Here is a 13,919-nt window from a genome sequence, read left to right as displayed (position 1 = left end):
GCGCCGATCATGCGGCGCGCATTTTTTTCATGTCATCGCAGATAAGCACAGGGGGCCAGCATGGAGCATCAACCCGATGCACAGGTGCGCGATCCGTATCGCGGCCACGAGATACGCGTGTGGGCGCGCCGCAACGAACGCGGCGCGTGGGCGGACGAGGTGCAGGTGTACGTCGATGGCGCGCGCATCGAGCTGTTCGTGCCGGAGCCGGCGAATCCGGAGTGGGCGTCGGAAGAGGAGGCGCTGCGCGCGGGCGTCGAGCGTGGACGTTATCTGATCGACAAGCGGCTCGACGACGATTGAGTCGCGTTGATGCACGTTGATGCGCGGCCGGCCGGTATGGCGTTTGCGGGCCGGCCGCGCACCTTGTCACCCGATGCCGGCGCCGTGCCGGGAGGAACCATGAACGATCCGCGTACGCTTCATATCTACCGTTACGATCCCGACCGCGACGCCGCGCCGTACATGCAGCGCTACGAGATCGACGTGAGCGCCGACGACCGCATGCTGCTCGACGTGCTCGGACGCCTGAAGCACGACGACGAGACGCTGTCGTACCGGCGCTCGTGCCGCGAGGGGATCTGCGGCTCCGATGCGATGAACATCAACGGCAAGAACGGGCTCGCGTGCCTGACCAACATGAAGACGCTGCCGCGCGAGATCGTGCTGCGGCCGCTGCCCGGGTTGCCGGTGGTGCGCGATCTGATCGTCGACATGACGGACTTCTTCAACCAGTACCACTCGATACGGCCTTACCTGATCAACGACACGACGCCGCCTGAACGCGAGCGGTTGCAGACGCCGGAGGAGCGCGACCAGCTCGACGGGCTGTATGAGTGCATTTTGTGTGCGTGCTGTTCGACGTCGTGCCCGAGCTATTGGTGGAACCCGGACAAGTTCGTCGGCCCGGCGGGGTTGCTGCAGGCGTATCGGTTCATTGCGGATTCGCGCGATATGGCGACGGCCGAGCGGCTCGATGATCTCGAGGATCCGTATCGGCTGTTTCGGTGTCGGACGATCATGAATTGCACGGATGTGTGTCCGAAGGGATTGAATCCGACGAAGGCGATTTCGGAGATTCGGACGATGTTGGTCAGGAGGACGGTTTAGGGGGCGGGGGGCTCAGCGATCCGGGCGAACGCGACGCGCGTACCGTATTTTGCTGGAAACTACGGTCGCGATTTCGTCGGGATGCTGAAACTTGGCGCCGAGTTCGTGCGCGGGGAACCGGGTCTTGTCTGTATCACCTCGTTGCCATGAATACGGGCTGCTTTTGCCCGTGGATTCGTGTAACGCCGGGAAGCCGGTGATGGATTGTCCCGTCTCGTTACGGGATTCGGGTTCGCGGCAATACGAGACGCCCCGTCCCACGACCCCCGCACGCATCCGAATCGACCTCACGGCCGCGCGGCCACCTCGTCGAGATGCCGCAGCAAATCGGCCGGATCGTCATACACGCGCAGCGCGCCGGCGCGCTCCAGTTCGTCGCTGCCGTAGCCGCCCGACAACAGCCCGACGCCCAGCGCGCGACAGCGGCTCGCCGCGAGCATGTCCCAGATGCTGTCGCCGACCACGACGCTATGTTCGATCTGCACGTTCAACTTCGCCGCGGCCGTCAGGAACAGATCGGGGTCCGGCTTCGCATACTTGACTTGATCGCGCGTGACGACCACGTTCTTCGCCGGATCGACGCCGAGCGCCTCCAGATTGATGGCCGCGGTTTCCATGCGTCCGCTGGTCGCGATCGCCCAGCGGATGCCGGCGTTCGACAGCGCGGCCAGCAGCTCGCGCGCACCGGGCAGCGGCCGCACCTGCGCGCGCAGCCGCTGGTAGGCGGCCGCATGCAGCCGGGCGAGCCGTTCGACGCGGTCGGCGTCGATGTCGCCCGACGTTTCGCGCAGCAGCTGGTTGAGGAACAGCCCGCCGCTCATCCCGATCTTGCGATGGATGCGCCATACCGACAGCTCGATGCCTTCTGCATCGAGCGCTTCCTTCCACGCGAGCACGTGCTGGTAGACGCTGTCGACGAGCGTGCCGTCGAGATCGAACAGAAATGACGTTTCAATGCGCATGTGAATCTCCTGGCCTGGTGACATTCGGGCGAATCGTTCGCGAAGGGTTGCGCACATTATCGGCCCGCCGACGTGTCGCTGCCATGTCGCCATGTCGCCCTCGCGCCGCGGCGGCATGTCGGGCACCGCTGTACAATCGGCGCGATGCGCGGGGCGGCACTGCCCGGCACGCTCCGTTACGGCCCGCGCACGCGCGCCCAACCTTCGTCGAATTCCCGTATGGCAACTCCGGACGCCGTCAGTTCCGAGCAGTCGTGGTGGGGCGTCCTGGCCCTCGCCCTCACTGCCTTCATCTTCAACACCACCGAGTTCGTGCCCGTCGCACTGCTGAGCGCCATCGGCGACAGCCTGCAGATGCAGCCCACCGCCGTCGGCCTGATGCTGACGATCTACGCGTGGGCCGTCGCCGTCGTGTCGCTGCCGCTCACCTTCGTCACGCGTCACGTCGAGCGCCGCAAGCTGCTCAGTTGCGCGCTGCTCGTGTTCGTCGCCAGTCACGTCGTGACCGGCGTCGCGTGGAATTTCACGGTGCTGATGATCGGGCGGCTCGGCGTCGCGTGTGCGCATGCGGTGTTCTGGTCGATCTCGGTGCCGCTCGCGGTGCGCCTCGCGCCGAGCGACCGCAAGAGCCGCGCGCTGAGCCTGCTCGCGATGGGCACCGCGATCGCGATGGTCGCCGGCATTCCGCTCGGGCGCGTGATCGGCGAAGCGCTCGGCTGGCGCGTCACGTTCCTCGTGATCGGCGTGGCGGCGGCCGTCGCGTTGCTGCTGCTGCGCGCGACGCTGCCGACGCTCGCGAGCCAGGGCGCCGGCTCGCTCGCCAGCATCGGCACGTTCCTGCGCAAGCCGGCGCTGGTGTCGCTGTACGCGATCACGGTGCTGGTCGTGTCCGCGCACTTCACGTCGTACACGTACATCGAGCCGTTCGTGCAGACCGTCAATCATGCGAGCAGCAGCCGGATCACCTACGTGCTGATCCTGTTCGGCGTCGCGGGGATGCCCGCGGCCATCTGCTTCAATCGCGTGTTCCCGGAGCGGCCGGCCGATTTCCTGCTCGCGTCGATCGTGGCGTTGTCCGCATGTCTGCTGGTGCTGTTTCCGAGCGCGCTGAACATCGTCACGCTGTCCGTGCACACGCTGGTGTGGGGCGGCGCGATCGTCTGCTTCGGGCTCGCGATGCAGGCGTGGGTGCTCAAGCTCGCGCCGCACGCGACCGATCTCGCGGTGTCGATCTTCTCGGGGCTGTACAACGTGGGCATCGGCGCCGGCGCGCTGCTCGGCAACCATATCGCCGCGGATTTCGGTCTCGCGTGGGTCGGCACGTTCGGCGGCGTGGTCGGTATCGTGTCGGCCGCGATCGCGTGGGCCGCGTTGCGGCTGCATGAGCGACGCGCGGCGGCGTAGGGCGGCGCTGTGCCGGCGATGCCGGTGAGGGCGCAGTGGGCGATTTGGTGATGTGCTGGTGTGCCGACGCCCGACGCCCGGTGTGTCGACCCACCGATGTACCAATGCATCAATCGGCCCATCCGCCCATCCGCCGCATCCCCATCCGCCGAGACGCTGATGCGCCGACGTGCCGGTTTGTCGATACGTCAATCGTCTATGCACCGACGCACCGGTGCGCCGCTGCACCTACGCGCCTCGCGCGATGGTCAGCCTGCGATGGCCCGAGATCTTCGCGGGCCGCCGACTCCCTATACCGGCGCGATACCATCGCCGCGCGCCCCAGTCCCGCCGACGTCATCCCGGCGAACGGATAAGCCGCCGCATTTCCACTAGCGCCACGGTAAATCCTTCCATTCCGCCGTCGGGAAAACCCTGACCGCCCCCAGCCGACCGCTGCCTTCCGCCCAGTTTTCACGACCGCGGCCTGCGCCGCCGCGCGCCTATACCCGCGCGGCCCCCAAACCTCCTCCGACCGCGCTCCAGCAGGCGTCCCAGCCCCCTCGACTGCCCATTCAAGGTATCGTGCGCCGCGAAATTTCCGTTCGTACGATGTATTTCGATACCTGGTGGGTATCAAATAGCCGGGACAAAAGTATTGGACGCAGCATTTCCCCGCCGCGTATAAATCCGTTCCATGAACTCGCCACACGCAACGTGCGACCTGCCGCGCAACGTCGAGCCGCACGACATCGCAACCGCACCACCGGCGTTGCCGTACCTGAAGTTTTCGGCGACACCGTCGCGTCGCCGCCCGCCGTCGCTATCCGGCGGAGACGTTTGATCCGAGCAGCCGTCGTGTTGCGCGCGCCGCACCCGTCGATCGCTTTTTCCAAAACTACACGTGGAGACACCATCATGAGCGTCAAGGTTTTCGAAACCAGGGAAGTGCAGGATCTGCTGAAGGCCGCATCGAATGCGAACGCCAACGGCGCGAGCACCGGCGACGCGCGCACGCAGCAGATCGTGCTGCGGCTGCTCGGCGACCTGTTCAAGGCGATCGACGATCTCGACATCACGCCCGACGAAGTCTGGGCCGGCGTGAACTACCTGAACAAGCTCGGTCAGGACGGCGAAGCGGCGCTGCTCGCGGCCGGCCTCGGGCTCGAGAAGTATCTCGACATCCGCATGGACGCCGCCGACGCCGCCCTCGGCCTCGACGGCGGCACGCCGCGCACGATCGAAGGCCCGCTGTACGTCGCGGGCGCACCGGTGCGCGACGGCGTCGCGAAGATCGACCTCGACGCCGACGCAGGCGCCGGCCCGCTCGTGATCCACGGCACGGTCAAGGACCTCGACGGCAAGCCGGTGGCCGGCGCGCTGGTCGAATGCTGGCACGCGAACTCGCACGGCTTCTATTCGCATTTCGATCCGACCGGCGCGCAGCGCGACTTCAATCTGCGCGGCGCAGTCAGGACCGGCGCCGACGGCACCTACGCATTCCGCACGCTGATGCCGGTCGGCTACGGCTGCCCGCCGCAGGGCGCGACGCAGCAACTGCTGGACCGCCTCGGCCGCCACGGCAACCGTCCGGCGCACGTGCACTTCTTCGTGACGAGCGACGGCCATCGCAAGCTGACGACGCAGTTCAACATCGAAGGCGATCCGCTGATCTGGGATGACTTCGCGTATGCGACGCGCGAGGAACTGATCCCGCCCGTCACGACGAAGACCGGCGGCGCGGCGCTCGGGCTGAAGGCCGACGCGTACCAGGACATCACGTTCGACTTCGTGCTGACGCCGCGCGTCGGCGGCGCCGACAACCAGATCGTCGAACGCCCGCGCGCGAGCGCCGCCGCCTGAACACCCGACCGCGCGGCCGCGCAAACACGCGGCCGCCGGTCTCCCCAGGATTCAATCGACACCGATGCGAGCGTGCTTGCAGGACGCGGCACGCGCACAGGAGGAACCAACATGTCCGCGACGATCGACCCCACCACCGAACTGGACCACCTGCTCGCCACCGCGGTGCAGGACGACAAGGACGCCGGCATCTTCCGCTGCCGCCGCGACATCTTCACCAACGAGGCGCTGTACGCGCTCGAGATGAAGCACATCTTCGAGCGCAACTGGGTGTATCTCGCGCACGAGAGCCAGATCCCCGACAACAACGATTACTACACGACGTGGATCGGCCGCCAGCCGGTCGTCATCACGCGCGACAAGACCGGCGAGCTGCACGCGGTGCTCAACGCCTGCGCGCACAAGGGCGCGATGCTGTGCCGCCGCAGGCACGGCAACAAGGGCAGCTTCACGTGTCCGTTCCACGGCTGGACCTTCTCGAACACCGGCAAGCTGTTGAAGGTGAAGGACGAGAAGACCACCGAGTATCCGGTGCAGTTCAACACGAACGGCTCGCACGACCTGAAGAAGATCGCGCGCTTCCAGAGCTATCGCGGCTTCCTGTTCGGCAGCCTCAGCGACGACGTGCTGCCGCTCGAGGACTACCTCGGCGACGCGCGCGTGATCATCGACCAGATCGTCGACCAGGCGCCGAACGGGCTCGAAGTGTTGCGCGGCAACTCGTCCTACATCTACGAGGGCAACTGGAAGATGCAGATGGAGAACGGCTGCGACGGCTATCACGTGAGCACCGTGCACTGGAACTACGCGGCCACGATGGGCCGCCGCAAGGAAGACGGCACCAAGGCCGTCGACGCGAACAGCTGGAGCAAGTCGGTCGCGGGCGTCTACGGCTTCGATCACGGCCACATCCTGCTGTGGACCAAGACGATGAACCCGGAAGTGCGGCCCGTGTACCGGCATCGCGACGAGATCGCCGCGCGCGTCGGCGCGGTGCAGGCCGACTTCATCGTGAACCAGACGCGCAACCTGTGCGTGTATCCGAACGTGTTCCTGATGGACCAGTTCAGCACGCAGATTCGCGTGGTGCGTCCGCTCGCCGTCGACAAGACCGAGGTCAGCATCTTCTGCTTCGCGCCGAAGGGCGAGAGCGACGGCGACCGCGCGACGCGGATCCGTCAGTACGAGGACTTCTTCAACGTGTCCGGGATGGGCACCGCCGACGATCTCGAGGAATTCCGCGCATGCCAGGCCGGCTACGCGGGCAGCGCGGCGATGTGGAACGACCTGTCGCGCGGCGCGCCGCTGTGGATCGACGGGCCCGACGAGAACGCCGCGAAGATGGGGCTGAACCCGCGCGTGTCGGGCGAGCGCAGCGAGGACGAAGGGCTGTTCGTGTGTCAGCACGAATACTGGGTGCGCGTGATGCGCGATGCGTTGCAGCAGGAACGCGGGGAGGCACAGGCATGAACATCGACTACCAGACCATTTGCGCGGCGCTGTATCGCGAAGCGCGCCTGCTCGACGATCGCGAGTGGGACGCGTGGCTCACGTGCTACGCCGAGGACGTCACGTACTGGATGCCCGCATGGGACGACGACGATCGGCCGACCGAGGATCCGCAACGCCAGATCTCGCTGATGTACTACGCCGATCGCGGCGGCCTCGAGGACCGCGTGTTCCGGATCAAGACGGAGCGCAGCGGCGCATCGACGCCCGAGCCGCGCACCAGCCACAACGTGACGAACGTCGAGGTGCTGGCGCAGCGCGACGGCGAGGTGGACGTGCGCTACAACTTCCACACGCTGAACCACCGCTACCGCGTGACCGATCACTTCTTCGGCACGGCGTTCGTCACGCTGCGTCGCGCGGGCGATGCGTGGCTGATCTCGAACAAGAAGATCGTGCTGAAGAACGACTACATCCGGCAGGTGCTCGACGTGTATCACGTCTGACGCCGATCGACCGACAGTAACCAGACGGAGACGAAGCGATGTCCACCTACCAGATCGCACTGAACTTCGAGGACGGGGTCACCCGCTTCATCGACTGCAAGGCCGGCGAGAAAGTGCTCGATGCGGCATTCCGCGCGAAGATCAACCTGCCGATGGACTGCTCCGACGGCGTGTGCGGCACCTGCAAGTGCCGCGCGGAAAGCGGCCGCTACGACCTCGGCGACGACTATCTCGACGACGCACTGAGCGACGACGAGAAGGCGGCCGGCGTCGTGCTGACCTGCCAGATGGTGCCGCAAAGCGATTGCGTGATCGCGGTGCCGGCGTCGTCGCTCGCCTGCAAGACCGGCCACGGCGCGTTCGCCGCGACCGTCGCGAAGGTCGAGCCGCACAACGACGCGGCGATCGTGCTCGAACTCGACGTCGGCGCCGCCGCGCCGGTCTTTCTGCCGGGGCAGTACGTAAACATCGGCGTGCCGGGCAGCGGCCAGCACCGGTCGTATTCGTTCTCGTCCGCGCCGGGCGACGCGAAGCTCGCCTTCCTGATCAAGAAGATTCCGGGCGGCGTGATGAGCACGTGGCTCGAGACGGCTCGCGCGGGCGACACGCTCGAGCTCGACGGGCCGCTCGGCAGCTTCTACCTGCGCGAGGTCGCGCGCCCGCTGCTGTTTCTCGCGGGCGGCACGGGGCTCGCGCCGTTCCTGTCGATGCTCGAGGTGCTCGCGCGCAGCGGCTCGCAGCAGAAGGTGCATCTCGTCTACGGCGTGACGCGCGATCTCGATCTGGTGTGCGTGGAGGCGCTCGACGCGTACGCGGCGCGGCTGCCGAACTTCACGTTCGCGACGGTGGTTGCCGATGCGGCGTCGAACCACGCGCGCAAGGGCTGGGTCACGCAGCACATTCCGGCCGATGCGCTGAACGACGGCGACGTGGACGTCTATCTGTGCGGGCCGCCGCCGATGGTCGACGCGGTGCGCGGGTATTTCGACGAGCAGCGCGTGACGCCGCGCAGTTTCCATTACGAGAAGTTCACGCCGAACGTGACGGCGAAGGCGGCATGATGATGCAACGATTCTCGGGCAAGGTCGTCGTCGTCACCGGCGCGGCACAGGGCATCGGCCGCGGCGTCGCATTGCGCGCGGCGGCCGAGGGCGGCAGCGTGCTGCTGGTCGATCGTGCGGAATTCGTCGCCGAGGTGGCCGCTGAAGCGCCGGAGGGCAGCGCGGCCGCATGCGTCGCCGATCTGGAAACCTACGACGGCGCGCGCGCGGCGATCGCGTGTGCGATCGCGGCGTTCGGCCGGATCGACGTGTTGATCAACGGCGTCGGCGGCGCGATCCGGATGCGGCCGTTCGCCGAGTTCGAGCCGGCGCAGATCGACGCGGAGATTCGCCGCTCGCTGATGCCGACGCTGTACAGCTGCCATGCGGTGCTGCCGCATATGGTCGAGGCGGGCGGCGGCACGATCGTCAACGTGTCGTCGAACGCGACGCGCGGGATTCGCCGCGTGCCGTATTCGGCCGCGAAGGGCGGCGTCAACGCGTTGACGGCGGCGCTCGCGATGGAATACGCGGAACACGGGATCCGCGTGGTCGCGACCGCGCCGGGCGGCACCACGGCGCCGCCGCGCCGCGTGCCGCGCAATGCGGCTGGCGACAGCGCGCAGGAACAGGCGTGGATGGCCGAGGCGGTGCGGCAGGTGACCGATTCGACGTTCTTCAAGCGCTACGGCACGCTCGACGAGCAGATCGCGCCGATCCTGTTCCTCGCTTCGGACGAAGCGAGCTACATCACCGGCACCGTGCTGCCGGTCGCCGGCGGCGATACGGGCTGAGCGGCGCCCGGTTAGGCGAGGCCGCGGCGCGCGTGCAGGCGCGCCGCGTTGCAGTTCAACAGGAGGAACGGCCGGCGCGGTGCGCCCGGCCACGGAGACACCGATGCGCAACCGCGAAGCGATCATCCCGGCCGGGATGGAAAGCGTGTACGACAGGATCGGCTACGCGCCGGCGATCAAGGTCGGCGATACCGTGTACGTGTCGGGGCAGATCGGCCGTGACGCGGCGATGCAGCTGATCGAAGGTCGTGAAGCGCAGATCGTGCAGGCGTTCGAAAACCTCAAGCGCGTGCTCGAGGCGGGCGGCGCGACGCTCGACGACGTGGTCGACCTCACGACGTTCCATACCGACATGCGCGACCTGCCGCTGTTCATGCAAGTGCGCGACCGTTATTTCCATGCGCATCCGCGGCCGGCGTGGACGGCCGTCGGCGCGCACATGCTCGGCGGCGCGCCGGGTTACATCGTGGAGATCAAGGCGGTGGCGGTGGTGGAGCGGTGAGCATGAGGCTCGCGACGTGCGAGGTCGTCGGTTGGTTGTATGTACGGGTGCGCGCGATGCTGGCCAGTCGCGCGATGGAGCCGAAATCGCTGGCACGTCGGGCCGCGACGACGCAATGAGTCCGCCGGATTGCGTCGCCGCGAGCAACGCGATCGGAGATGGGCGTGAGTGAAGGTGAGTCGGATACGTGTCGATCCGTTCGCCCACGCGCGGTATCGCCGACGATGGATCGCCGCGCGTAACCGCCTGACATCCTGTTCCGAAGCCGAAGCCGAAGCCGAAGCCGAAGCCGAAGCCGAAGCCGAAGCCGAAGCCGAAGCCGAAGCCGAAGCCGAAGCCGAAGCCGAAGCCGATGCCGATGCCGATGCCGATGCCGATGCCGATGCCGATGCCGATGCCGATGCCGATGCCGATGCCGATGCCGATGCCGGCACCGACACCGACACCGACACCGACCTTGGCGCCACCCGATTCACCCACCCGCGCCGCCCCTAGCGATGAATCGCCGCACGCAATCGCCGGACGTCCTGTTCGGACACCGGCGCCGCGCGATTCCCCCACGCGCCGCGCACGTAGCGGACCACCGCGGCGATCTGACTGCTCGTCAGCGCGTCGCGCATCGCCGGCATCCGCTCGACGGGGCCGTTCTTGCCGGGCGCCGGCTGCGCACCTTCGACGACGATGCGGATCGTGCTGGTCGGTTGAGGTAAATGGCGATCGCATGACGATCGCCGTCGGTCAGTAGCGCGGTGCGCTTGCCGACGACCGGCGCCATTGCGCCGAATACCGCGCCGCGCGCGGCGTGGCCGCCGCGCAGGAACGCGGCGACGTCGTCGGCCGACCAGCGGCCGAGGCCGTCCGGCGCCGCGCCCGTAAGGTTCGGCGCGAACCAGTGATCGTTGATGCCGCCGGTCAGAAACGCCGGGCTCCGCTCGTCGTAGCCGCGCTCGGTGTAGGCCGGCCCGCGCGGCGTATGGCACGCGCCACAGTGGCCGAGCCCCTGCACCAGATACGCGCCGCGATTCCATTCCGCCGATTTCGACGGCTGCGGCGTGACGCGGTCGCGGTTCGCGAACACCAGGCTCCATAGCGAAAGCGCCCAGCGCTGGTTGAACGGAAACGGCAATTCCGTACGCGTTGCCGCATTCGCGGACGGCGCGACGCCGCGCATGAAGTACGCGTACAGCGCACGCACGTCGGCGTCGCTCAGGTGCGCGAACGACGGGTACCGCATCGCCGGATACAGCCGGCTGCCATCCGCGCACACGAGCGCGGGCGAGCGCGCGAGCATCGCCGCGAAGATGGCGCTGGAAAGCAGCGCGAGCACGAACGGCACGCAGCTGTCATCGGGCATCTTGAGGATCGCACTCGGCTTCGCCGCGAGCGGCGTGACCGCCAGCGCCTCGCGGCCGTGCGCGAGCCGATAGCCGACCCGCATGCTGCTGCGCTGCGCTGCGCTGCGCTGCGCTGCGCGGCGTCGCGCGTTTCCCACAGCGGATGCCGCGACGCGACGAGCGGCAGCACCGCAAAGTTGTACGCCGGCGCGGGCGACGCGACCGACCATTCGAGCCCGGCCGCGCCCCACGGGTTCGCGCCGGCGCGCTGGCCGCGCCGCGCGCTGACGAGCGCGTTGACGACGAACATCACGATGCCGATGCCGAACACGAACGAGCCGATCGTGGTGAGCAGGTTCGACGTGTCCCAGCCCATCCCGGACGGGTACGTGTAGACGCGCCGCGGCATGCCGAGCAGCCCCGACACGTGCATCGGGAAGAAGCCGAGATTGAAGCCGACCAGCACGACCCAGAACGTCAGCCGGCCGAAGCGCTCGTTCATCATCCGGCCCGTGAACTTCGGAAACCAGTACGTCACGCCGCCGAGCACGGGGAACACGTTGATCCCGAGCAGCACGTAATGCAGGTGCGCGACGACGAAATACGTGTCGGTGAGCTGCCAGTCGAGCGGCACTGTGGCCGTCATCACGCCCGACACGCCGCCGATCACGAACATCAGCACGAAGCCCGCGAAATAGAGGAACGGCGTGCGGAACACCGGTCGTCCGGTCCAGATCGCCGCGATCCACGCGAACACGGCGACTGCGCTCGGGATCGAGATCAGCATGCTGGCCGCGCCGAAGAACGCGAGCGCGAGCGGCGCGATGCCGGTCGCGAACATGTGATGCACCCAGACCTCGAAGCCGATCAGCATCGTCGCGACCGTCGATACCGCGACGGCTTCGTACGCGACGAGCGGGCGGCGGCAGAACGTCGGCAGCGCGTCCGACACGATGCCCATCGCCGGCAGCACGACGACGTACACCCGCGGGTGCGCGAACATCCAGAACAGGTGCTGCCACAGCAGCGGCCGGCCGCCATTGCGGTCGAGCCACAGCAGCAGGAACGCGAGGCTCACCGACGGCACCGCCACGAGGTTCGCGACCGACGCGGTCAGCGTGCCCCAGACGATGATCGGCAGCCGGTCGATCGACATGCCGTGCGCACGCATGCGCAACAGCGTGACGACGAAGTTCGCGGCGCCGCCCGTCGTCGAGATGCCGAGCAGGATCATCCTGAGCGCGTAGATGTCGATGTTCGCGCCCGCGCTGTAGTCGAGCGACGTGAGCGGCACGTAGTTGAACCAGCCGCCGTCGGGCACCGCGCCGAGCGGAAAGCTCGCGTACAGGAACAGCCCGGCGAACAGGAACACCCAGTACGAGAACGCGTTGAGCCGCGGGAACGCCATGTCGCGCGAGCCGAGCATCAGCGGCCACAGGTAGTTCGCGAAGCCGGACAGCACCGGCAGCGCGTACAGGAAGATCATCGTGACGCCGTGCATCGTGAACAGCGAGTCGTACTGCGCCGGGGTGAGCACGGTCGCGTTCGGCCGCGCGAGCTGGATGCGCATCACGAGCGCCTCGACGCCGCCCAGCAACAGGAACGCGAACGCGGTGACGATGTAGCGGATGCCGATGCGCTTGTGGTCCACCGTGCCGAGCCAGCCGCGCCAGCCGGGCGCCGACTCCCACAGCTCGGCGAGCGCCCGCTCGTGCTCGGAGCCCGGCGGCGCGTCGCCGAGGTCGGGCACGCGGCTGAGCGCGGGGCGCGTGTCGCGGGCAACGGCCATCGTCATCCTCCGTTCAGTGCAGGGTTGCGAGATAGGCGGCAAGATCGTCGGCGTCGCGCGGCGCGAGCGCGAACGACGGCATCAGCGTTTGCGGCTTGCGCTGCTGCGCATGGGCGATCCAGTCGCGCAGGTTGGCCGGCGTGTTCTCCAGCGTGCCGGCCGCGAGCAGCCGGCGCGAGCCGACGTGCGTCAGGTCGGGGCCCGCATCGCCGGTCGCGCCGGTGCCGCGCACCGCGTGGCAGCCGGCGCAGCGTTCGGTGAACAGACGCCGGCCGCGCAGTTCCGGGGCGGCTGCATCTGCGGGCGCCGGCTGTCGCTGCGCGGCGAGCCACGCGCGAAACGCGGCGGGCGGCTCGGCCACGACCTCGAACGCCATGTGCGCATGCTGCGCGCCGCAGTACTGCGAGCACTGCCCGCGATAGACGCCCGGCCGGTCGGCCTGCAGCCACTGGCGATTGGTCTGGCCCGGGATCGTCTGCGTCTTGCCGGCGAGTTGCGGCACCCAGAACGCGTGGATCACGTCGGCGCTCGTCAGTTCGACGAGCACCGGTTCGCCGACCGGGATGTGTATCTCGTTCGCGGTGACGAACGCCGCGCCGTCCGCGTCGGCCGGATAGCGGACGGCCCACCACCAGTCGTGCGCGGTCACGCCGATCGTCAGCGCGGGCGGCCGCGGCGGCGCGGCCACCACCGCGAGCACGCGCAGCATGTAGACGAGCGCGCCGAACAGCAGCACGGCGATCGTCACGCACACCAACGCGCACAGCGCCAGCAACGCCCAGCCGAGCACCAGCACTGGCCGGGCGGCCGGCCCGGCCGCATGCGCGAGCGCCGACTCGCCGCGGCGGATCACGCCGCCCGGCAACGTCCAGCGCAGCGCTTGCCGGCGCGCGACCAGCAGCACGCGGCCGTTGCGACGGCAGACGATCGTCGCGCGCTCCTTCGTCAACGGTGCGAGCGGCACCGCGCGCACCGGAAAATCGGACGGGTCGGGGAGCGTCATGCGAGGCGGGTAGGTGATGAGGGCGAGGCCTATGACCATGGGCGGCAACGGGGGTGCCCGAAGCGGTGCGCGCGGTGGGCGGCGACGAAGTCGCGGCGGCGTGGTCGTCGCGCGTATAGGGCTGGACTAGACCAAACAGACAGCGTCAGATTGTCTGACTCAGTTCGGCTACAAGGTGACTTTC

Annotated in this window: 12 protein-coding genes and 2 pseudogenes; 10 read left to right on the top strand and 4 right to left on the bottom strand. The window is 68.1% G+C overall.

The genetic code is table 11. The annotated features are described in order from the left end of the window. Positions 1 to 60 precede the first annotated feature (60 nt). Positions 61 to 303 (top strand): DUF6566 family protein, encoded by a 243-nt coding sequence (locus EX20_RS05000; protein ID WP_011879957.1) that lies wholly within the window; start codon positions 61 to 63, stop codon positions 301 to 303. 99 nt (positions 304 to 402) lie between these two features. Continuing rightward, positions 403 to 1,110: a succinate dehydrogenase/fumarate reductase iron-sulfur subunit gene (locus EX20_RS04995; protein ID WP_034192825.1), complete on the top strand. Its 708-nt coding sequence runs from the start codon at positions 403 to 405 to the stop codon at positions 1,108 to 1,110. Between the two features lie 287 nt (positions 1,111 to 1,397). Here the strand turns inward: EX20_RS04995 and EX20_RS04990 are convergent, their stop codons facing one another. Further along, complete coding sequence (locus tag EX20_RS04990) at positions 1,398 to 2,072, bottom strand: HAD family hydrolase (protein WP_011879959.1); 675 nt, start codon at positions 2,070 to 2,072, stop codon at positions 1,398 to 1,400. 219 nt (positions 2,073 to 2,291) lie between these two features. On the opposite strand from EX20_RS04990, the gene EX20_RS04985 reads away from it, so the two are divergent. The 8 genes from EX20_RS04985 to EX20_RS04950 all read left to right on the top strand — a co-directional run bounded on the left by EX20_RS04985 (position 2,292) and on the right by EX20_RS04950 (position 10,104). After that, positions 2,292 to 3,476 carry a sugar transporter gene (locus EX20_RS04985; RefSeq protein WP_014725725.1) on the top strand — a complete coding sequence of 395 codons (1,185 nt, stop codon included), beginning with the start codon at positions 2,292 to 2,294 and terminating at the stop codon, positions 3,474 to 3,476. Positions 3,477 to 4,373: 897 nt separating this feature from the next. Next, positions 4,374 to 5,318, top strand: a complete 945-nt coding sequence (catA, locus tag EX20_RS04980) for a catechol 1,2-dioxygenase (RefSeq protein ID WP_034192824.1) — start codon at positions 4,374 to 4,376, stop codon at positions 5,316 to 5,318. 111 nt (positions 5,319 to 5,429) lie between these two features. Beyond that, positions 5,430 to 6,788, top strand: coding sequence for a Rieske 2Fe-2S domain-containing protein (locus EX20_RS04975; RefSeq protein ID WP_034192823.1), 1,359 nt, complete (start codon positions 5,430 to 5,432; stop codon positions 6,786 to 6,788). Continuing rightward, complete coding sequence (benB, locus tag EX20_RS04970; RefSeq protein WP_011879963.1) at positions 6,785 to 7,273, top strand: benzoate 1,2-dioxygenase small subunit; 489 nt, start codon at positions 6,785 to 6,787, stop codon at positions 7,271 to 7,273. Before EX20_RS04975 ends, benB begins: the two co-directional genes overlap by 4 nt. Before the next feature lie 38 nt (positions 7,274 to 7,311). Next, positions 7,312 to 8,334, top strand: coding sequence for a benzoate 1,2-dioxygenase electron transfer component BenC (gene benC, locus EX20_RS04965; protein ID WP_014725729.1), 1,023 nt, complete (start codon positions 7,312 to 7,314; stop codon positions 8,332 to 8,334). Beyond that, positions 8,331 to 9,107 (top strand): benzoate diol dehydrogenase BenD, encoded by a 777-nt coding sequence (gene benD / locus EX20_RS04960; RefSeq protein ID WP_011879965.1) that lies wholly within the window; start codon positions 8,331 to 8,333, stop codon positions 9,105 to 9,107. The genes benC and benD overlap by 4 nt, the downstream gene beginning before the upstream one ends. 103 nt (positions 9,108 to 9,210) lie before the next feature. Further along, entirely contained in the window at positions 9,211 to 9,609 is a 399-nt protein-coding gene (locus EX20_RS04955) for a RidA family protein (protein ID WP_034192822.1), read from the top strand. 168 nt (positions 9,610 to 9,777) lie between these two features. Then, on the top strand, positions 9,778 to 10,104 hold the full coding sequence (locus EX20_RS04950; protein WP_051974381.1) for a hypothetical protein: 327 nt from the start codon (positions 9,778 to 9,780) through the stop codon (positions 10,102 to 10,104). On the opposite strand, the pseudogene EX20_RS32750 reads toward EX20_RS04950, so the two are convergent. The 3 genes and pseudogenes from EX20_RS32750 to EX20_RS04935 form a co-directional block, all read right to left on the bottom strand. Further along, positions 10,101 to 10,876, bottom strand: a pseudogene (locus EX20_RS32750) (c-type cytochrome); the annotation flags it as partial. The gene EX20_RS04950 and the pseudogene EX20_RS32750 sit on opposite strands and share 4 nt — an antisense overlap. After that, positions 10,871 to 12,732, bottom strand: a pseudogene (locus EX20_RS04940) (cytochrome c oxidase subunit I); the annotation flags it as partial. The pseudogenes EX20_RS32750 and EX20_RS04940, both read right to left, overlap by 6 nt. 13 nt (positions 12,733 to 12,745) lie before the next feature. Continuing rightward, positions 12,746 to 13,735, bottom strand: coding sequence for a c-type cytochrome (locus tag EX20_RS04935; protein ID WP_139164676.1), 990 nt, complete (start codon positions 13,733 to 13,735; stop codon positions 12,746 to 12,748). Positions 13,736 to 13,919: the final 184 nt, after the last annotated feature.

The organism is Burkholderia sp. WP42 (assembly GCF_000745665.1).
GTDB classification, from domain to species: Bacteria; Pseudomonadota; Gammaproteobacteria; order Burkholderiales; family Burkholderiaceae; genus Burkholderia; species Burkholderia vietnamiensis.
The sequence above is the reverse complement of the archived record's forward strand: the minus strand, read 5'-3'. Positions and strand labels throughout refer to the sequence as shown.

What these genes read in the sequence shown, in the direction of transcription:
- EX20_RS05000 (WP_011879957.1), top strand. Translation starts at nt 61, where the DNA reads ATGGAGCATCAACCCGATGCACAGGTGCGCGATCCGTATCGCGGCCAC.
- EX20_RS04995 (WP_034192825.1), top strand. Translation starts at nt 403, where the DNA reads ATGAACGATCCGCGTACGCTTCATATCTACCGTTACGATCCCGACCGC.
- EX20_RS04990 (WP_011879959.1), bottom strand. Translation starts at nt 2,072, where the DNA reads ATGCGCATTGAAACGTCATTTCTGTTCGATCTCGACGGCACGCTCGTC.
- EX20_RS04985 (WP_014725725.1), top strand. Translation starts at nt 2,292, where the DNA reads ATGGCAACTCCGGACGCCGTCAGTTCCGAGCAGTCGTGGTGGGGCGTC.
- catA (WP_034192824.1), top strand. Translation starts at nt 4,374, where the DNA reads ATGAGCGTCAAGGTTTTCGAAACCAGGGAAGTGCAGGATCTGCTGAAG.
- EX20_RS04975 (WP_034192823.1), top strand. Translation starts at nt 5,430, where the DNA reads ATGTCCGCGACGATCGACCCCACCACCGAACTGGACCACCTGCTCGCC.
- benB (WP_011879963.1), top strand. Translation starts at nt 6,785, where the DNA reads ATGAACATCGACTACCAGACCATTTGCGCGGCGCTGTATCGCGAAGCG.
- benC (WP_014725729.1), top strand. Translation starts at nt 7,312, where the DNA reads ATGTCCACCTACCAGATCGCACTGAACTTCGAGGACGGGGTCACCCGC.
- benD (WP_011879965.1), top strand. Translation starts at nt 8,331, where the DNA reads ATGATGATGCAACGATTCTCGGGCAAGGTCGTCGTCGTCACCGGCGCG.
- EX20_RS04955 (WP_034192822.1), top strand. Translation starts at nt 9,211, where the DNA reads ATGCGCAACCGCGAAGCGATCATCCCGGCCGGGATGGAAAGCGTGTAC.
- EX20_RS04935 (WP_139164676.1), bottom strand. Translation starts at nt 13,735, where the DNA reads ATGACGCTCCCCGACCCGTCCGATTTTCCGGTGCGCGCGGTGCCGCTC.